Raw genomic sequence first — 18495 nt, 5'->3', positions numbered from 1 at the left:
CAAGTGACTTTTTTTGTTAATGATATACAGAGAATAGTTTAGTTGCTTCGTTATAAGCACTTTCAAAACTTAACGCATTTAACCCTGAATGTTTTTTAGTGGTAAAATATGACAGTAATTTTTCGGTTGGCATATTTCCTGTTAAATCGTCTTTAGCCATAGGGCAACCACCAAAACCTTGAATAGCACCATCAAAACGCATACAACCTGCTTGATAGGCTGCATCCACCTTTTCAAACCAAGTTGTTGGTGTGGTATGCAAATGGGCACCGAATTCTATTTGTGGATATTTAGGAATTAAATTAGAGAATAAATAATCAATATTTTCAGGGTCAGACGTTCCAACGGTATCGCTTAAAGAAAGTATTTTAACACCCATGTTGCTTAACGTTTCCGTCCACGCTCCTACTATATCAACATTCCAAGGATCGCCATACGGGTTACCAAAACCCATAGAAATATAAACAACCACTTCTTTTTTATAGGTGTCAGCTATTTCTAAAATTTCCTGTAAGGTTACCACAGACTCAGCAATGGTTTTATGCGTATTTCGCATTTGAAAATTTTCAGAAATTGAAAACGGATAACCCAGATATTGAATGGGTTCATGTTTAGCTGCATCCTGTGCACCACGCGTATTAGCTATTATAGCCAATAACTTACTGGTGGTTTTGCTCAAATCTAACTGCGCTAAAACGTCTGCTGTATCTACCATTTGAGGAATAGCTTTAGGGGAAACAAAACTACCAAAGTCAATGGTATCAAATCCAACTCGTAGTAACGACTGGATATATTGCACCTTTTGTTCCGTTGGAATAAAGGTCTTAATGCCTTGCATGGCATCTCGTGGACACTCAATAATTTTAACTAATTCACTCATGGTTTTCAAAGATACTAAAGAATTGTATCTACAAAAATGTTTTCGTGAAAACTACACTAAAATTAAAACAGCAATACCAATAAAAACAATTATTTGAAGCCATTTTAAGTACAACCCTAAATGCTTATGAGATTTTATATATTCTGAAATGTTACCAGCTAAAACAGCAATAACAGAAAAAATCAGTAAAGATACTGCCATAAATAAAAAGCCTAAAATATAGAATTGCCATATGGTTGATAAGGTTTCGCTAAATAAAAAGCCTGGAAAAAATGCTAAAAAGAAAATACTCACTTTTGGGTTTAAAACATTCATTATAAAACCCTGTTTAAATAATTGTCCTACTGATTTTTTTGGAACCTGTGTTTCCGATAAGGTTAAATCATTAGAACTTTTGAAAACCTGATAAGCTAAATAAACAAGATAGCCTGCACCAAATAATTTAATACCAAAAAACACAGTATCATTATTCTTTATTATAGCCGACACACCAAAAGCTAAAAGGGTTGTATGAATAATACAACCGGAAATTAAGCCAAAAACAGTTGCTAAACCATATTTTTTACCATGTGCAATACTTTGCATCAACACATAAATATTATCAGGTCCTGGTGAAATAGCCAAAGCTGCTGTAGCTAAAATAAACGATATAAGCGTGTCGTAGTTCAGTGTGAGAAATTTTTATTGTCAAAAATAGCTAAAACAAATGGCTTAAATCTATAAAAATGTATTTGCTATAATTTGTATATCTTGCATGTGCTAAACAAATCTCTCAACCTATGAACATTACTACTTTAAACAAATTACTATTATTTCTAACAGTAGCACTGTTTTTTCAATTGCCATTATTTTCTCAAGATAAAAATTGTGGTACAATTGAAACACCAGAATCCTTACGTTTTTTTCAAAATAACAAACAACAACTATTAGAAATTGAAGAAACCTTTTTGAACAACCCCCAATTCCGTGCTTCAAATCCTATAACTTCTGTTCCAGTTAAAGCACACATTATTAGAACCTCTAGCGGTACAGGAGGATTAACAACCACAGAGTTAAATGATGCCATAACTACTATGAATGCATTTTACGCCAATGCCAATTTAGAATTCTTTATTTGCGATGGTATAAATTATATTGATAACGATACTTATTATGATTTTCAAGATGACCAAGAAGGAATTTTAACAGCTACCCATAGCGTTTCAGGTTTAATCAATATTTATTTTGCAAATACGGTTACTAAAGTAAGTACTGGAAGTTCACTATGCGGTTACGCTTATTACCCTGGTGGTGATGACACAATTTTAATGGTCAACTCATGTGCTACTAACGGAAGTACACTAGCACACGAAATGGGGCATTTTTTTAATTTGCGCCACACACATGGTGGCACACCAAATGAGTTGGTTAACGGTTCCAATTGCACAACCGAAGGCGATTATATATGCGATACACCTGCAGACCCAACCTTATCCTATTCTAATGTAAATTCATCATGCAATTATACGGGTACTGATGTAGATGCCAATGGCGACTTCTATATGCCACAAACTAATAATATTATGTCTTATTCTAGAAAAGAGTGTCGGGATCTTTTTACGCCTCAACAATATGCTAGAATGTATGCAACATATGCCCTAACAAGAAACAATTTTAATTGTGCCAGTATTAGTGTCGATTTTACAGCAGATATCACGCAAAGTTGTCAAAGTTCATTAACCGTCGCTTTTTCTGAAACAACCGTTGGAGCAACAAGTTGGGCTTGGGATTTTGATGGTGATAATATTACAGATTACACCACTCAAAACCCGACACACACCTATCTGTCATCTGGACTTTATGACGTTAAATTATCAGTATCTAATGCGCAAAATACTATTTCTAAAAGTTATACAGAGTATATAAAGGTTGGCGCTACAGAAACACTTCCGTTAAGTCGTGATTTTGACGCGCTAACAGACATTACGGAAAATGGTTGGACTGTGAAATCAAATTCAACAGCTAATTTTACATGGGTATTAAATTCAGGCACTACACCATCTACTGGTAGTGGCCCATTAACAGATGCATCTGGTACAGGAAATTACATTTTTGTGGAAGGATCTAATGCCGTTTCAGGGGAAGTAGCGGAATATATAACACCTTGTGTAGAAATTAATACAGTGAATGGTGTTTTGGAATTCGATTACCACATGTTTGGATTGTCAATGGGCGAATTACATGTAGACATCGATACTGGTTCTGGATTTACAAATGATATTACACCAGCAATTATAGGACAACAACAAGAAACTAATGGTGAGGCTTATTTAACAAGACAAGTAGATTTATCCAGCTATTCAGGACAAACGGCTCGTTTTAGGTTTAGAGCTATAAGAGGTTCCAATTGGAGTAGCGATATTGCTATTGATAATATTACAATTCAAAACACATTAAGTAGAGAAACTTTTAATAGCGAATCGGTTAGCATATTTCCAAACCCTGTTTCTAATACTAACTTACGTGTAAAACTTCCAAACAATACTCAAGAAACAACTTATCAAATTACAAATATGCTTGGGCAGAAATTAACCTCTGGAACATTTACAGAAATAATTGATGTATCAGATTTAAGTGCTGGTACATACTTTTTATTAATACATGTTAATGGCAACAAAGTTACCAAGAGATTTATAAAAAAGTAAAGTTTGCTTAATAACCAAAAAACACGCTAATAGCGTGTTTTTTGGTTTAATAAAGCCTTATTAATGGTTTTAACCAGTTTAGGGCCTTCATATATAAAACCCGTATATATTTGAAGCAAATCAGCGCCAGCATCTATTTTTTCCAAGGCATCTTGAGCAGAATGAATACCACCCACACCAATTATAGGGAATGCTTTATGACTCTTTTCAGAAAGATATTTTATAACGGCAGTAGATTTATCCTTAATTGGTTGTCCACTTAAACCACCATTGCCAATTTCTGCTAATAATTCAGGAGATGCTTTCAAACCAGTTCTATCTACAGATGTGTTACTGGCTATTACACCATCCAGATTTGTTTCCGCAATCAGTTCAATAATTTCATCTAACTGGGTTGTGTTTAAATCGGGTGCTATTTTAAGTAAAATTGGTTTTTGAGTTTCAAAAGTCCTATTGGCCTTTTGAACAGTGTAAATTAACGTTTCTAAATAGTCTTTATCATTAAGTTTGGCATGACTCCCAACATTAGGGCAACTAACATTTAACACAAAATAATCCACATACGGATGCAAAGCGTTAAAGCAGGTAAGGTAGTCTTTGGTATAATCTTCGGGTTTGGTTTGTGTATTTTTTCCAATATTACCACCAATTATAACGTTTCCTTTATTTTTCTTTAATTGAGAAATGGCTGCATCTAGACCTTCATTATTAAAACCCATACGGTTAATTATACCTTGGTCATCCTTTAAACGAAACAAGCGTTTTTTAGGGTTTCCCACCTGCCCTTTTGGTGTAACTGTTCCTATTTCAATAAAACCAAAACCAAAATTGGCTAACTCATTATACAGAACAGCATTTTTATCAAAACCAGCCGCTAAACCAACTGGATTTTTAAAAGTCAGTCCAAAAATTTGGCGCTCTAATTGCGCATCTTCAACAACATAAAGACTTCTAAACAAAGCTGAAATACCAGGTATTTTAGAAGTGTATTTAATTAGTGAAAACGTAAAATAATGGATTTTCTCCGGATCGAAAAGAAAAAATAAAGGACGAAGTAGTACTTTGTACATGTTTCAATGTTTGCGCAAAAGTAATTCTAAATAAAAAAGTGCGCAATTCAAATGATAAAAATTTCAATAATTGTAAATTTGCTATTACAGTATTTAAACCATCAAATTCATTTCAAATGATATCAAAAGAACACATTATTAAACGATTTGTAAGTTATGTTACAGTAGATACGGAATCCGATTCTAATTCTAACACAACCCCAAGTACAGCAAAACAATGGGATTTAGCAAATACGTTGGTTAAAGAGTTAAAAGCCATTGGCATGCAGGATGTTACTATTGATGAAAACGCTTACATCATGGCAACACTTCCAAGTAATGTGAATCATGAGGTTCCTACCATTGGTTTTGTCTCTCATTTTGATACAACCCCAGATTTTACAGGTGCCAATGTAAACCCGCAAATTCATGAGAATTACGATGGAAAAGATATCATTTTAAACGCTGAACAGGACATCGTATTATCACCAGATTATTTTGATGATTTATTACAATATAAAGGTCAAACCATTATTACCACAGATGGCACAACCCTTTTAGGTGCCGATGATAAAGCTGGTATTACCGAAATTATTTCTGCCATGGAATATTTAATTCAACACCCAGAAATTAAACATGGAAAAATTCGAGTAGGTTTTACACCCGATGAAGAAATAGGTCGTGGTGCTCATAAATTTAACGTAGAAAAATTTGGAGCCGACTGGGCTTACACCATGGATGGTAGTCAGATTGGCGAATTAGAATACGAAAATTTTAATGCCGCTGGAGCTGTTGTTACTATTAAAGGTAAAATTGTACATCCGGGTTATGCCAAAGGTAAAATGGTTAACTCCATGTACATTGCTACCGAGTATATTAATTCCTTACCCAGACTTGAAACACCAGAACATACCGAAGGTTATGAAGGTTTTTTCCATTTATATGCCATTACGGGTGAAGTAGACAGCACCAAACTAGAATACATTATTCGAGATCATGATAAAGGCCATTTTGAAGCCCGTAAAGAAGTCATGCAAAAATTAGCAAATGAAATCAACTCCCAATATGGTCGAGAAGTCATATCAATTGCTATAGAGGATCAGTATTTTAATATGAAAGAAAAGGTAGAACCTGTTATGCACATTGTTGATATTGCTGAAGAAGCGATGATACAACTTGGAATAAAACCACTTATTAAAGCTATTCGTGGTGGCACGGATGGCTCCCAATTAAGTTATATGGGATTACCTTGCCCTAATATTTTCGCAGGTGGTCATAATTTCCATGGCCGTTATGAATATGTACCTGTGGAAAGTATGATAAAAGCAACAGAAGTAATTTGTAAAATCGCAGAACTAACAGCAAATAAACACCGCATATAACAGCATGAAAAAGGTGAATTCAGTTGAGGAATATTTAGAGGTTCATGCTCACTTTTCAAAGGAGTTAGAGCTATTACGTAACATCATATTAAAAACCGATTTAGAAGAATCTATTAAATGGAATGCACCAGTATATTCATGGCAAGGTAAGAACATTCTTGGTTTAGGAGCCTTTAAGCATCATTTTGGAATTTGGTTTTTTAATGGTGTCTTCTTGAAGGATGAACAAAACTTATTAGAAAAAGCTCAAGAAAAAACAAAAGCCTTACGACAAATGCGCTTTAAATCTGGTAGAGATATCCATGCAGATGCCGTTTTAAGTTATGTAAAAGAGGCTATTAATAATCAAAAAGAAGGTAAAGAGTTACAACCGGTTAAGAAAGAAAAAACGATACAGCTTCCTAAAGAACTGACGGATTATTTAAATAGTCACAAGGAAATGAAATTAGCATTCAAAAAATTAACACCTGGAAAACAACGTGAATATAGTGAGTATATTGATTCGGCAAAACGAGATACCACCAAATCAACACGTTTAAAAAAAATACATCCTATGGTGTTGGAGGGTATTGGGCTACATGATAAGTATAAAAACTGCTAACTCCAATTTATAATAAAAAGCGGTAATTTAAGGACAGTAACACCGACTTTCTATTTCCTAAAACACCTAATTCAGTTCGAAACATCCATCTTTTATTTGGTTGATATTGTGCTCCAATAATACCATTCCATTTTTGTTGAACTTGTTTATCCAGGCCATACTTTATAATAGCTTCGCCATCAGCAGCTGCTAGACGTTCAACAATAGGCGTTAAAATTTGATCAGCAACCACTTTTTGTGGAATACTAGCTTCATTTTCATACCACGTATAATAATTAGCTACTATTTCGTCTCGTTTTACACCATCAGCACTAGATAAGGCATCTTTTAGTTTTAACTGTCCCGAAGTATCACTACCAGTTTCCATAAAAAAACCACCAACCCAAATAGCTATATTTCTATCAGGTCTATCTTTAAAAACATGGCTATGCCCAAAGCGAATTCCTGTTACACGAACGGGAACGGCTTCATCTAAAAGTTCGGGTTTATTCCAAGTAAAATTGGCATCAACAGAGAAAAAAACAGGCCCAACAGCGCCTGCAAACATGATACCAACACCGACACTTGAAACGTTTTGCTCAACTATAGATTGTAAATTTATTGGATATACTAAATTAATCTCGGTACGCGAATGCCCATAACCAAAAATACCATAAACATTTAGAAACGGGAAAAGCCAAACATCTGGTCTAACATTAACCGTATAGGTTGTGTTTACATTATTACCAAACTGTATAAAATTTACGGGAGTTAATCCTATATTGAAATTTTTAGTTTCTAACCCTAACTGTAAATTATCAACAGTTATTCCTTGCTCCATAAACATGAAATTACCCATAATTCCAATGGGATAAGGAATATCAAATCCTTTATTATAGGCTCCTTGACCAAAAATTGGGAATGTATAATTGTAATCTACTTGCTTTAAGCTATCACGATACTTTTCAAACTTTTCCCGTACCTTGGTACTTGGCTGTTGGGCAAATGAAAGATTGGCAAAAATAAGAACAAAAAAATAATATGTGAATCGTTTATTTAAACTCATAGTTAATTAATTGTGGTATTTGAATCCATCAAATGATCATCCTGATTTTGCTTGGCACTTTTTTTTGCGCCTATTGGCAGATTTAACTTTAAAAATGCAGCATTATTTTTAGTGTTTGAGTTTGACTTATATACATTTACAAAACCTTGGAAATAGTTTAATCCAACAGACAGACCTCCTATTTTTTTAAACTTGTAACCCATGCCTATCCCTACACCTGCTTCAATAGGATTGATGGCACCTTTATTGTCTTGCCGTATGCGTGTATCCACGCCATCTGTTTCATTTACATACTCCACATAGGCTTTGTACCGTAATCCCAATTGAGGTCCAGCTTCAATATAAATATTATTTCCAAATACATATTTAGCGTGTATAGGTACAATAAAATAATTTATTCGTTGGGAATAAACTCCAGAACTACCAATAAAACTCACTCCAGATGTTTCTAAATCTGAAATACTCAAGGCCTTTACTCCTAAATTCGATTTTACCAATACACCTGTATATAAATAGAACTGCTCCTTCAGTTTAAAATTAAAATAAAAACCTAAATTAAAAGTCCCCAATCGTTTGGAACTTTCTAAACCAGAAATTTGCGAAAAATTATAACCTCCTTCTAAACCGAACTCTATATTTGGAGAATTTAATTTTTCTCCAAAAATCAAGGTTAATAAAACTTGTGAGGAAGCCGCATGCACGGAAAATAAAAACAATACAATAAATAGAATTTTCCGCATTTTATGCTTGATATTTTAAACAATATCGGAATTTTTTAAAATCTTTCAAATAAAAAAAGCCACATTAAAAAGTGGCTTTTTTTTATTGTTTCATTAAAATTATTTTGCTTTCTCTGGTTCGGTGAGCTTTTTACTCATTTCCATAGAGATAGCAGAACGATCAAATTTTATTTTACCTGCAAGGGTTTCAATAATACAGCTAGCATCCTTATCATTAAAGTCTACAACTTTACCATGCATACCACTTTTAGTAATAACACGATCGCCACGTTTTAATTCGGCTGCGAATTTTTTTTCTTGTTTAGCACGTTTCATCTGTGGCGCTATCATGAAGAAATACACGACAACAAACATCAAGATAAACGGTAAAAACGTATTTAAACTCTCTCCCATCTAATTAATTAATCGTGGTTATGGCCTTCATGACCTGGTTGTGTACTATATTTTCTTGGTGCTTGTTCAGTTTGAACGGCTCCAGCTGGCATTTGTCCTTGATTTGTTATAGCTGGTGCAGATGCTTTTGCTGGTGCATTAGGGTCTGGTTTAACAAAAGCTGAAATTTTTACTGTTTCTTTACCCATTTCAGTATTAGCTGTTACAGTTACCGTTTTTGTAACTTTATTAGCGCCTGTACCGTTAAATTTAACAGTAAACTCACCACCTTCTCCTGGTGCTAACGGTTCTCTACTCCAGTCTTGAGGCACTGTACAACCACAAGAACTCTTAATATCTGTAATAACTAATGGTGCATTACCAGTGTTTTTATATTTAAATACGGTTTCAACATTCGTTTTTGATTCTATTTCACCAAAATCATGTTCAGTTTTTTCAAAAGTTAAAACAGGAAAGTTAGTTGCTTGAGCATCTCTGTCTGCCGCTTCTGCTACATTATTTTCGTCAATTTTTTTTGTTGCATCTTCTTTACAAGATGTAAAAGCTATTAAGCAAATGGCGCTTAATCCTAAAATTACTTTTTTCATAATAATAAATTATTTTTTGTTCGGGCTGTAAATGTATGAATAATTTCTTATTACATCAACCCTCGTCCTACTTTATTTAACTTTTCAGCTTCGCTATATTCCTTCACTAATTTATCTAAAATACCATTTATAAAAACACTACTTTTTGGTGTAGAATACTCTTTTGCTATCTCTAAATATTCATTAATGGTTACTTTTACAGGAATAGAAGGGAAATTGGTTAACTCACAAATGGCCATTTGCAATAAAACCGTATCAATATTTGCTATACGATCGGCATCCCAATTTTGTGTTTTTTCAGCAATTGTTTCATTCAAGCTATTTTGTTTTAAAATAGTTTTCTTAAACAAATCTAAAGCGTAGGCTCTATCATCTTCATCTTTAAAAAGTTTTGGCAAGAAAAAGGCATCAGGTGAGCTTGGTTTAACCTTCCGCAACAATTTAAGGATGGCTGTGTTAACCACTGGTAAATCGTCTGTCCATGTTAAACTTTGGTCTTCCAAATAATCATAAAGTTTATCATTGGGCGCAATGATATCTTTAAATAAATCTACAATAAAGTTTTTATCTTCTGCAAAGGTAGATGTTCGGGTTTGCATATATTCAGCATAGAGATCTGAGGCTAACATATTTTTAAAAATAACATCTACATATTCGCTATCCAACTCCCAATTGGTAATTTTATGATCCTCGAAAGCATCTTTTAAACGAATATTACTTTTTAAGGCTACTAATAATTCGTTATTGCTAAATTTTTTGTTCGGATTTTTATCGTCGGAAGTTGCTAATTGTTTTTGTTGCGTTTTCATAACGAAATCTTCAGAACGTTCCTGCAACTTAATTAATAAGGATACTTGTAATAGGTACAAATTGTACATGTTTTCAATACTTCGTAATAAAAACGTTTGATCGGCTTTAAAATCGCCTCCCTCTCCTCCTTTATAGGCGTAGATGGTTTGCATTACTTTTATACGAATATGTCTTCTGTTTAGCATACTTCCAAAGAACTTTAAATTTAAAGAGGCGAAAGTTGTCCTTTCGCCTCGCAAAAATAATATTTATTTAATCGAATTACTTCGAATTCTCATTTTTTCTTGCATCAATTCTAGCTTGTGCTATATTTAATGCCGCATGATTAGTGGTAATATTGTGCGTGTTGGCATTATTTAATATTTCCAATGTTGTATTGTAAATATTTTCTGTTTTACGCATAATTTCTTTACGGTCATACCCTTCTAATTCGGCATAAACATTAATAATACCACCTGCGTTAATCAAAAAATCTGGTGCATAAACAATACCGCGTTCCTGAAGAATTTTACCATGCTTCTGTTCTACCGCTAATTGGTTATTGGCAGCTCCTGCAATGACTTGTGCTTTTATTTTATAAATCGTATCATCATTTATGGTTGCGCCTAAAGCACAAGGTGCATATATATCCATAGCTTCCGAATAAATATCATGTCCGCCATAAATAGAAACCGCATATTTAGAGCGAACTTCTTCTAAACGTTCTTGACTAATATCTGAAATGGTAACATTAGCGCCTTCATCTACTAAATGTTCAACCAAAGCTTCACCGACGTTTCCAATTCCTTGAACAAATACAGATTTTCCTTCTAAGACATCACTTCCAAATTTGTATTTTGCGGCAGCTTTCATACCCATAAAAACTCCATAAGCTGTTATCGGTGATGGATTTCCAGCGCCTCCTAAAGATTCAGAAATTCCTGTAACATAGGGTGTTACTTCACGAACAGTATCCATATCAGCTGTGGTCATACCAACATCTTCAGCTGTAATATATTTACCACTTAAGGAGTGTACAAACTCACCAAACTTACGCATCAATTCTGGCGTTTTTTGAGTTTTTGCGTCGCCAATAATAACGGCTTTTCCACCACCAAGATTTAACCCTGTAATGGCCGATTTATAGGTCATACCTCGTGATAGCCGCAAAGCATCGTTTAAAGCTTCCCATTCATTCACATAATTCCACATTCTTGTACCACCTAAAGCTGGACCTAAAACGGTATTATGAATTCCAATTATTGCTTTTAAACCTGTATCTTTGTCGTTGCAAAAAACAACTTGCTCATGATTATCAAAGGATTGTTGTCCAAAAACAGGATCCATTTTATGTAATTCATTTGCATTAATAACGTCTGTTACCATGTTAATTTTAGTTTAATGTTATGTGTGTTTTGTACTATCTGTAAAAACAACGTGCAAAATTAAAGGAATATTAATGTTTAAACAACATAAATAATATTAAAATACGAATTTGTTAAAAACTTTATACAAACCCAAACCTATTAATGAAAGAATTAAAGCATCTAAATAAGTACTTTTTAAAGTATAAATGGAAAGTTATTATTGGTATAATAATCACTATTGTTTCCAAGATATTTTTACTTTTCACACCAGAACTCATTGGGTCATCCATTGATGTGGTAGATGATTTTAGAAAAGGCATTATTACAGATGTATCTGTAGTTAAAACAGAACTACTAATCAATATCCTTTATATAATTGGTGCGGCCATTATTACGGGTATCCTAACATTTTTCATGCGGCAAACCATAATCAATGTTTCGCGCTACATAGAATACGATTTAAAGAATGAAATATATCAGCAATACCAAAGATTATCACTCAATTTTTACAAAAAGAACCGAACTGGTGATTTAATGAACAGAATTAGTGAAGATGTGAACAGCGTCCGCATGTATGCAGGTCCAGCTATCATGTATAGCATCAATACCATAACTCTATTTGTAATCGCCATATTCTTCATGTATCGCCAGGCTCCAACGCTTACCTTATACACCATAATACCCTTACCTATTTTATCGGTTATTATCTATAAATTAAGTAAAACCATACATAAACGCAGTACCATCGTACAGCAATACTTATCAAAGCTCTCCTCATTTACTCAAGAAACCTTTAGTGGCATTGCCATTATTAAATCTTATGGCATGGAACAACAATCGGCTTTGAATTTTGATGAATTAGCAACCGAAAGTCGTGAAAAGCAATTGGATTTAGTTAGAATCAATGCTTTTTTCTTTCCCATGATGATATTATTAATTGGCTTGAGTAATTTAATTGTTATTTATGTCGGTGGATTACAATACATTTCTGGAGAAATAAGCTTAGGGGTAATAACCAAATTTATTATTTATGTAAATATGTTAACTTGGCCAGTAGCTACGGTTGGTTGGGTAACTTCAATTGTACAAACGGCAGAGGCATCGCAAAATCGTATTAACGAATTTTTAAAAATCTCACCAGAAATACAAAATAAGGCAACACTTCCGTCAGATATTAAAGGGGCAATAACATTTAAAAACGTCTCTTTCACTTATGATGACACCAATATTCAAGCATTAAAAGATGTTTCGTTTACATTAAAAGGAGGCGAAACTCTTGCCGTAATTGGCAAAACAGGTTCTGGAAAATCAACCATATTGGATTTAATTGGCAGATTATATGATATTGATTCGGGTGAATTACTCATTGATGGCCAACCAATAGACCAAGTAAATTTAGACGACCTTAGAGATGCAATTGGCTATGTACCACAGGATGCCTTTTTATTTTCAGATACCATAAACAATAATATTAAGTTTGGTAAGGAGGATGCTACACATCAACAAGTAATTCAAGCTGCTAAACACGCCCAAGTTCATAAAAATATTATAGGTTTTTCTAAGGGGTATGAAACGGTTTTAGGCGAACGCGGTATTACTCTTTCAGGTGGACAAAAACAACGCGTTTCCATTGCAAGAGCCATCATTAAAGACCCACAAATATTATTATTCGACGACTGCTTATCGGCTGTAGACACCGAAACGGAGGAAAAAATACTAAATAACCTAAAAAAACTAACAGCTGGTAAAACCACCATTATAGTAAGTCACCGAATTTCTGCTGCTAAAAATGCCGATAAAATAATTATTCTTGATGCTGGTAAAATTGTTCAAGCAGGAACACATGAAACGCTAATAGAAACAGATGGTTATTACAAAAACTTGTATGAGAAGCAATTGAGCGAATCTTCAAACGCATGAGTTTGATAAAAATACAACCTATTTAATGATTTCATTTTTAACAACTTAAACAGGTTTTAACGAGATAGCTAAAAGAAAATTCATAATTTGTTGGTTGGTATCTGATTTTTTTAGATTTTTGAGGAACTTATAATTTATGTTTTTATAATATATATGATTATGGATAATAACGGAATGATGGAGAAAGAAGAGATTTTCTCAAAAGTATTACGAGCCGGAAGACGAACGTATTTTTTTGATGTCAGATCTACAAAAGCAGGAGATTATTACTTAACCATTACCGAGAGCAAAAAATTCACAAATGATGACGGCTCTTACCACTACAAAAAACATAAAATTTACTTATACAAGGAAGATTTTTCAGAATTCAATACCATTCTTAAAGAAATGACTGATTACATCATTAACGAAAAAGGGGATGAAGTTATCAGTGAACGTCACCAAAAAGATTTTAAGAAAGAAGAATATACAGGAGAATCAGCGGTTTCTGATGAAACGTCTAAATCCGCAGAACGTTTTACAGATATTGATTTTGATGATATTTAAACATCCTATAAAACCTCATAATAAAGCCACCTTTTATAGTGGCTTTTTTTATACCTATAATTTAACAGCCAATAGCGTTACCAATAAGGTCAGGACCAAATAAACCAATGCTATTTGTATGCCGAAACCTACCATTAAAAATATCAAGATACCTAGTAGCCATAATGGCACCAAACTAATTGCCAAACCAAACCGAAAGGTGGCAACAAACTCAACTTCCTTAATTTTAGGCTCTGCCAAAAATTTCCATATTACATAGGGCCCAATCAACAAAACAATCATAAAAAACTTAAAAAATGCTTTCAGTTTTTGGGGTTGTGGTATTCGATTAAATGAACAGCTTTGAAAATCAGAATTTATACAGGAATTAACAGCTTCAGGATTCAGAAAATCAGCACCAAGCCCATGTAACTTTTGCAAAGATTCTTGATAGGCATCAACGGGAATATGAGTTGTTAGTTGGGTTATAGCTTGCCAAACATCATTTTTTAAGCGACGCGCTTCTACTGCTTGGTCAAGTCCTAAATAATCAGTAGCTAAAAGTGCTTTACCAAAACAAAGTGTAACACTATCAGCAAACGCATCAGCTTGTTCATAATTTAAACCTATGGGAATGAGTTTTAAATTAGTTGAAGGAAATCGTGACATGGTTTCAAAAACAATTCTAGTGAAACCCTTACTTAATGGTCTAACTGTTCTGTTAATATGATGATTGCCTTCTGGAAAAAGAGCCACAGCTTCACCTGCTGACAAACAAACACTACAGCTTTCAAAAATAGCAGTATTATGAGATACGGTATTCCAACCATCACGTATTCTATATACAGGCAACATATTTAAACTCCGTAAAAGCGCATTTACTAGAGGTTTTTTAAAAACACTGGCGCGCGTTAAAAAATAGGAAAAACGTCCAGACTGCGTAGCAATAAGCAAGGCATCTATAAGCGCGTTATTATGGTTAGACACAAAAAGTAAGGGCCCTTTTTTCGGTATGCATATGGTTTTTTTAACATGAATTCGTCTGTAATAAAAAAATAAGCCTATTTTAATATACCATCGGACACTATGTAACCAGAGCGTTTTCAAACGGTTTGAGTTTTAGTTTGCAATTTAGAGGACCAAAAATAAGACAACAACATGCCGGAAACAATATGCCAAACTCCCCAAAAAGCGGCCATAATAGCCATGCCACCTAACCCGTTAAAGAATGTAAAAATTAATAAAAGTCCAATTCCTGAATTTTGAATACCGGTTTCTATAGTTAGCGTTTTCTGGTTTTCAAAAGATAATTTAAAAACCCGAGCAATTAAAAAACCTAATAAAAAAGCAAGAAGGTTATGGCTAATACCAAGTAATAATACGTGGTGTATATATTCAGAAAAAACAGCTAAATTATTTATAAGTGCAATTATAACAATCCCAACAAATACCAAAATAGAAAATGGCTTTAACCAAGATGCCAAACGAATAGCTATTTTAGGGAATTTATAACGCACAAACATACCACAAAGTAACGGAATCCCTAATATGAGCAACACGATTTGGACCATATCAAATGGGTTTAAAGAAACATCCTGTAGTAAGGCTGCCGTTGGTTGATACAAATTACCATAAAACTCAAAATTAAAAGGTGTCATGATAATGGCAATAAACGTAGAAAAGGCTGTTAAACTTACCGAAAGCGCTGTATTACCTCCTGCCAAATGGGTCATGAAGTTAGATATATTACCACCAGGACAGGCAGCCACCATCATCATACCCAAAGCAATGCTTGGTTGTGGGTTTAGAACAAGTATAAAACCAAAAGTTAAAAGTGGTAAGAAAACAAATTGCGATAATAATCCAATCAAAACCACTTTTGGTGTTTGCATTAATGCTTTAAAATCACGAAGTGAGATTCCCAAGGCCACACCAAACATAACAATTGCAAGGGCTATATTAAGAAGCCATAAATTATTGGTGTCAAAATGAATTTGAACTTGGTCAAGCTCTTGCATGAATAGATTGGCGTTAGTTAGTTGGCTTTTTAAAGTGGTAATATGATAGTAAAAATTTAATTTAGCAAATCAATTGTCTATAAATTCAAAAAAAACACCAGGCACTAACACGGTTTGTTTTTATTAAGAGAGAAAACAAATTGGGCATAAATCAAATATTATGTAACTTTATCTCACTAAAATTAGTTTAGAATTATGGCTCAAACAGCATCAAATATGCTTCCATTAGGTAGCAAAGCTAAAAATTTCAACTTAAAAGATACCGTTTCTCAAGACATGGTTAGTTTAGATAGTGCTAAAGGACTACATGCCACGGTAATTATGTTTATTTGCAACCACTGTCCGTTTGTAAAACACGTAAACGCTGAACTTGTAAAAATGGCAAAAGCATACACCAGTAAAGGTGTAAATTTTATAGCTATTTCTAGTAATGATGTGGAGAAATATCCACAAGATTCACCAGATAAAATGGCACAGAATGCTATTGAAGAAGGCTATATTTTTCCTTATTTATACGATCAAACACAAGAAGTAGCTAAAGCCTATCAGGCAGCTTGTACACCAGATTTTTATGTGTTTGATAAGGATTTATTATTAACTTACCGTGGTCAACTGGACGATTCACGTCCTGGAAATGATATACCAGTTACAGGTTCTGATTTACGTCATGCTTTAGATTGTGTGCTTGCTAATACAGAAAATAAGCAAGAGCAAAAACCAAGTATAGGCTGTAATATCAAATGGAAAGTGTCTTAATTACTCTTCAATATGATAAGCTTGAATGAATTTTTTAGCACGCCGATTACTAGGATTTAATTGTAAAGCCTTTTTAAAATTGGTCCATGCTAATAAACTATCACCTTGATTTAAATAACCTTCTGCCAAACTATCAAAAGCGTTATCACTTTCCGGATGTAACACGGTATTTATTTTAAAAACGGCTATGGCATCTTGATAGTCTTTGTTTCTCATTAACTCATAACCCATACTATTAAAGGCACGTTCGTTTAGTAATTCCGAGGTAGAATCTTGCGCTTTAATAGCTTCAAACCCCTGAAGTGCTGCCTTATAATTCTTATTCTCTAAATGCATAGAGGGCGTATTAAATGTGTCGGACACTTTAACATAAGCATAGGTTAGAGCGTCTTTTTCATTTTCTGGAATAATAGCTAAATACATTTTTTGGGTTTCTGGATGCTGAACAAATCGTAATTTCTGATACATATCAGGAACAAAAAAGGTTTTCTCATCCAGTGCAACGGGCTTTATTTGAGCGCCTCTCCAGTTTAAATATAAATTATCCTCTTCATAAAAAACATCAATTATAGCATCAGGATGGTATAAATAACGTCCTGAAGTTTCTGCTTTAATAGCTTCTGTATACGTTATGCTATTGGAACAGCTAAACACTAAAAAAAGAGTAAACACGAACAGGTATGCGAATTTTAACTTCATGGAATAAAATATGTTGAATGATTAAATGATTATTGAAAATTTAGCAAAAAAAAACGTCCCATACAAAATGAGACGTTTTTTTCACTATTTGTTACACAGACAAATAGATTTCTTTTTAAAATTATAAAACATTAACCAGTTCGACATCAAAAATTAAAGTCGCATCTCCAGGAATCACACCTCCTGCACCACGTGCGCCGTAACCTAAATGACTTGGTATAACCAATCGGGCTTTATCACCTACTTGCAATAAGCAAATACCTTCATCCCAACCAGCTATTACTTGACCAACGCCTACTTGAAATTCTAAAGGTTCTTTACGCTTGTAGGATGAATCGAAAACAGTTCCATCGGCTAATTGTCCTTTATAATGTACCGAAACCTTCTGGCCTTTTTGAGCTTGGGCTCCGGTTCCTTTTTGAAGAATTTGATACCGTAAACCACTTTCTGTTTTTTCAAAACCAGCGGCTAATTTATCAAGCTCTGCTTCGGCAGCAGCTTTTTCTTCAGCTAATCGTTTCTCACGGGACCCTTCAAAAGTTCGGAATGCTTCAACAGCATTAAAGTTTTCAGCATCTGCGCCTACTCGGATAATTTCTAATGTTTCAAGGATATCACCTTGCGCAATAGAATCTACAACATCCTGACCTTCTTGAACCTTTCCAAAAACGGTATGATTACCATCTAACCAAGGTGTTTCTACATGTGTAATAAAAAACTGACTTCCATTAGTACCTGGTCCTGCATTAGCCATAGATAAAATTCCTGGAGCATCATGTTTTAAATCTGGGTGAAATTCGTCATCAAATTTATAACCCGGATTTCCTGTTCCAGTGCCTTGCGGACAACCACCTTGTATCATAAAATCGGGAATAACACGGTGAAATTTTAACCCATCATAATAGGGACTCCCTTGTTTTTTTGCCGAATTCTCTAAATTACCTTCAGCTAAAGCAACAAAGTTACCTACAGTTCCTGGCGTTTTTTTATATTCTAAAGCGACTAATATGTCCCCTTTACTGGTATGAAATTTTGCGTACAATCCGTCTTGCATGGTATA

19 protein-coding genes are annotated in these 18495 nt (G+C 34.0%); 6 read left to right on the top strand and 13 right to left on the bottom strand.

Going from position 1 to position 18495, the window contains the following annotated elements:
* Positions 1-16 precede the first annotated feature (16 nt).
* Both BM239_RS08930 and BM239_RS08925 read right to left on the bottom strand, forming a co-directional pair.
* A complete protein-coding gene (locus BM239_RS08930; protein WP_092207740.1) occupies positions 17-880 on the bottom strand; it encodes a hydroxymethylglutaryl-CoA lyase in 864 nt (287 codons plus the stop codon).
* A gap of 51 nt (positions 881-931) precedes the next feature.
* Positions 932-1549, bottom strand: coding sequence for a LysE family translocator (locus BM239_RS08925; RefSeq protein ID WP_092207738.1), 618 nt, complete (start codon positions 1547-1549; stop codon positions 932-934).
* Positions 1550-1659: 110 nt separating this feature from the next.
* Here BM239_RS08925 and BM239_RS08920 point away from each other — a divergent pair, with 110 nt between their 5' ends.
* Positions 1660-3564, top strand: a complete 1905-nt coding sequence (locus BM239_RS08920) for a T9SS-dependent choice-of-anchor J family protein (protein ID WP_092207736.1) — start codon at positions 1660-1662, stop codon at positions 3562-3564.
* Between the two features lie 26 nt (positions 3565-3590).
* On the opposite strand, the gene BM239_RS08915 is transcribed toward BM239_RS08920, so the two are convergent.
* Complete coding sequence (locus BM239_RS08915; RefSeq protein ID WP_092207734.1) at positions 3591-4634, bottom strand: quinone-dependent dihydroorotate dehydrogenase; 1044 nt, start codon at positions 4632-4634, stop codon at positions 3591-3593.
* A gap of 116 nt (positions 4635-4750) precedes the next feature.
* Here BM239_RS08915 and pepT point away from each other — a divergent pair, with 116 nt between their 5' ends.
* Complete coding sequence (gene pepT, locus BM239_RS08910) at positions 4751-5995, top strand: peptidase T (protein ID WP_092208162.1); 1245 nt, start codon at positions 4751-4753, stop codon at positions 5993-5995.
* Positions 5996-5999: 4 nt separating this feature from the next.
* Positions 6000-6596: a YdeI/OmpD-associated family protein gene (locus BM239_RS08905; RefSeq protein ID WP_092207732.1), complete on the top strand. Its 597-nt coding sequence runs from the start codon at positions 6000-6002 to the stop codon at positions 6594-6596.
* A 7-nt stretch (positions 6597-6603) separates the two neighbouring features.
* Here the strand turns inward: BM239_RS08905 and BM239_RS08900 are convergent, their stop codons facing one another.
* The 6 genes from BM239_RS08900 to BM239_RS08875 form a co-directional block, all read right to left on the bottom strand.
* The gene (locus tag BM239_RS08900; protein ID WP_092207730.1) at positions 6604-7641 is read right to left on the bottom strand and encodes a hypothetical protein; all 1038 of its coding nucleotides are present in this window, start codon (positions 7639-7641) and stop codon (positions 6604-6606) included.
* Between the two features lie 2 nt (positions 7642-7643).
* The gene (locus BM239_RS08895) at positions 7644-8381 is read right to left on the bottom strand and encodes a porin family protein (protein ID WP_092207720.1); all 738 of its coding nucleotides are present in this window, start codon (positions 8379-8381) and stop codon (positions 7644-7646) included.
* Positions 8382-8480: 99 nt separating this feature from the next.
* Positions 8481-8774, bottom strand: a complete 294-nt coding sequence (gene yajC / locus BM239_RS08890) for a preprotein translocase subunit YajC (RefSeq protein ID WP_092207718.1) — start codon at positions 8772-8774, stop codon at positions 8481-8483.
* 8 nt (positions 8775-8782) lie between these two features.
* Positions 8783-9361, bottom strand: coding sequence for a DUF1573 domain-containing protein (locus BM239_RS08885; RefSeq protein WP_092207662.1), 579 nt, complete (start codon positions 9359-9361; stop codon positions 8783-8785).
* Between the two features lie 50 nt (positions 9362-9411).
* Complete coding sequence (gene nusB / locus BM239_RS08880; protein ID WP_092207660.1) at positions 9412-10356, bottom strand: transcription antitermination factor NusB; 945 nt, start codon at positions 10354-10356, stop codon at positions 9412-9414.
* Positions 10357-10432: 76 nt separating this feature from the next.
* Entirely contained in the window at positions 10433-11536 is a 1104-nt protein-coding gene (locus tag BM239_RS08875; protein ID WP_092207658.1) for a Glu/Leu/Phe/Val family dehydrogenase, read from the bottom strand.
* A gap of 143 nt (positions 11537-11679) precedes the next feature.
* On the opposite strand from BM239_RS08875, the gene BM239_RS08870 reads away from it, so the two are divergent.
* Both BM239_RS08870 and BM239_RS08865 read left to right on the top strand, forming a co-directional pair.
* Positions 11680-13437 (top strand): ABC transporter ATP-binding protein, encoded by a 1758-nt coding sequence (locus BM239_RS08870; RefSeq protein ID WP_092207656.1) that lies wholly within the window; start codon positions 11680-11682, stop codon positions 13435-13437.
* Positions 13438-13596: 159 nt separating this feature from the next.
* A complete protein-coding gene (locus BM239_RS08865) occupies positions 13597-13983 on the top strand; it encodes a PUR family DNA/RNA-binding protein (RefSeq protein WP_092208160.1) in 387 nt (128 codons plus the stop codon).
* A gap of 54 nt (positions 13984-14037) precedes the next feature.
* Here the strand turns inward: BM239_RS08865 and BM239_RS08860 are convergent, their stop codons facing one another.
* Together BM239_RS08860 and BM239_RS08855 are read right to left on the bottom strand one after the other, a co-directional pair.
* Complete coding sequence (locus tag BM239_RS08860) at positions 14038-15069, bottom strand: lysophospholipid acyltransferase family protein (RefSeq protein WP_245758218.1); 1032 nt, start codon at positions 15067-15069, stop codon at positions 14038-14040.
* A complete protein-coding gene (locus BM239_RS08855) occupies positions 15066-15980 on the bottom strand; it encodes a bile acid:sodium symporter family protein (protein ID WP_092207654.1) in 915 nt (304 codons plus the stop codon). Before BM239_RS08855 ends, BM239_RS08860 begins: the two co-directional genes overlap by 4 nt.
* 195 nt (positions 15981-16175) lie before the next feature.
* Here BM239_RS08855 and BM239_RS08850 point away from each other — a divergent pair, with 195 nt between their 5' ends.
* Positions 16176-16736, top strand: coding sequence for a thioredoxin family protein (locus BM239_RS08850; RefSeq protein ID WP_092207652.1), 561 nt, complete (start codon positions 16176-16178; stop codon positions 16734-16736).
* Here BM239_RS08850 and BM239_RS08845 read toward each other — a convergent pair whose 3' ends face one another.
* Positions 16737-17435 (bottom strand): tetratricopeptide repeat protein, encoded by a 699-nt coding sequence (locus BM239_RS08845; RefSeq protein ID WP_092207650.1) that lies wholly within the window; start codon positions 17433-17435, stop codon positions 16737-16739.
* 121 nt (positions 17436-17556) lie between these two features.
* Positions 17557-18489: a peptidylprolyl isomerase gene (locus BM239_RS08840; RefSeq protein WP_092207648.1), complete on the bottom strand. Its 933-nt coding sequence runs from the start codon at positions 18487-18489 to the stop codon at positions 17557-17559.
* Between the last annotated feature and the right edge of the window lie 6 nt (positions 18490-18495).

It is taken from the genome of Algorimicrobium echini (genome assembly GCF_900115185.1).
Taxonomy (GTDB): domain Bacteria; phylum Bacteroidota; class Bacteroidia; order Flavobacteriales; family Flavobacteriaceae; genus Algorimicrobium; species Algorimicrobium echini.
Note: the sequence above shows the minus strand (reverse complement) of the source record. Positions and strands in the feature narration are given on the sequence as shown.